The organism is Peterkaempfera griseoplana (assembly GCF_001418575.1).
Lineage (GTDB): Bacteria > Actinomycetota > Actinomycetes > Streptomycetales > Streptomycetaceae > Peterkaempfera > Peterkaempfera griseoplana.
In genome coordinates this window covers 1-1,217 of record NZ_LIQR01000006.1, presented here as the reverse complement: position 1 = coordinate 1,217, position 1,217 = coordinate 1, and the positions used below count along the sequence as shown (strand labels likewise).

The following is a 1,217-nucleotide window of genomic DNA, read 5'->3' as shown; positions in this document are numbered from 1 at the left end:
GGGCGAGGACGTCGTGGACGGAGAGCTCGTGCCCGCCTGCGTGCGGGTCGCCGTCGCGTCCCTCCCCGCGGAGTCCCTGGCTGTCCGGTCCGTGGCCGTCCCGGTCGTCGGCGGTGGCGCCCAGGCCCGGCCGGGCGAGGGGGACCGCTGCCGTGCCGGAGGCGTCGGCGGGGCCGGGCGACCGCTCGCCCGCCTGCTGCGGGGCGGTTCGCCGCTGTGCTCCGGGGAGCCGGGCGCTCCAGCGCGTGAGATTCAAGACGACCGCTGCTTCCTCGCGTTCCTCGGACTCGTCACTCCTCGCATGCGCTGTCGCACGCGGGGTCATGGATCAGTGTGACCGATCGGATCGGCGGCCGTGGCCGGNNCGCCCGGCCGTGTCGGCGGCTCGGGCTGCGGTGGGCGCAGGGGGCGGCTGCCCATGGCGGCCTCGAATTCGGCGCGGGGATGCTCCAGTGAGCCCAGCGAGACGATCTCCCGGGTGGAGAGCCCGGCCAGGATCCAGTCGGCGAGGACGCGGGCCTTGCGGTTGAAGGTCGGCATCCGGCTGAGGTGGTAGGCGCGGTGGATCAGCCAGGCCGGGCGGCCGGTGATTCGGCGCCCGCCGAGCTGGGCGACGCCCTTGTGCCGGCCCAGGGTGGCCATCGCTCCGCCGCCGGAGTGCCGGTAGGGGGTCTGTGCCTCGCCGCGCAGGCAGGCGACGACGTTGTCACCGACCAGGGTGCCCTGCCGGGCGGCGTGCTGGGCGTTGGGGGCACAGTACTCACCGGGGCGGCCGGGGTCGGGGACGGCGGCGCAGTCCCCGGCCGACCAGGCGTCCTGGAGGCCGCTGATCCGCAGGGTGGGCTCGCAGCGGACGCGGCCGTTCCGGTCCCGGGGCAGGCCGGAGTCGGCGAGGACGGGGGCAGGGCGGACGCCTGCGGTCCAGACGAGGGTGCGGGCGGCGAAGCGGCTGCCGTCGGAGAGGACCACGATCCGGTCGGTGAGGGACTCCAGCCTGGTGCCGAGGCGTACCTCGATGTTGCGGCCGCGCAGTTCGGAGACGGTGTAGCGGCCCAGTTCCGGGCTGACCTCCGGGAGGATGCGGTCGGTGGCCTCGACGAGGACCCAGCGCAGGTCGTCGGCGGTGACGTTGTGGTAGTAGCGGGTGGCGTAGCGGGCCATGTCCTCCAGCTCCGCCAGTGCCTCCACCCCGGCGTAGCCGCCGCCGACGAAGACGA

At 75.2% G+C, this 1,217-nt stretch carries 1 protein-coding gene and 1 pseudogene; both read right to left on the bottom strand.

Features of this window, described 5'->3' with window-relative positions; translation table 11 throughout:
- A pseudogene (locus tag AOK09_RS00420) lies at nt 1-256 on the bottom strand (ATP-binding SpoIIE family protein phosphatase); the annotation flags it as partial.
- Nucleotides 257-365: 109 nt separating this feature from the next.
- On the bottom strand, nt 366-1,217 hold an 852-nt coding region (locus AOK09_RS00415), incomplete at both ends, for an NAD(P)/FAD-dependent oxidoreductase (protein ID WP_169796975.1).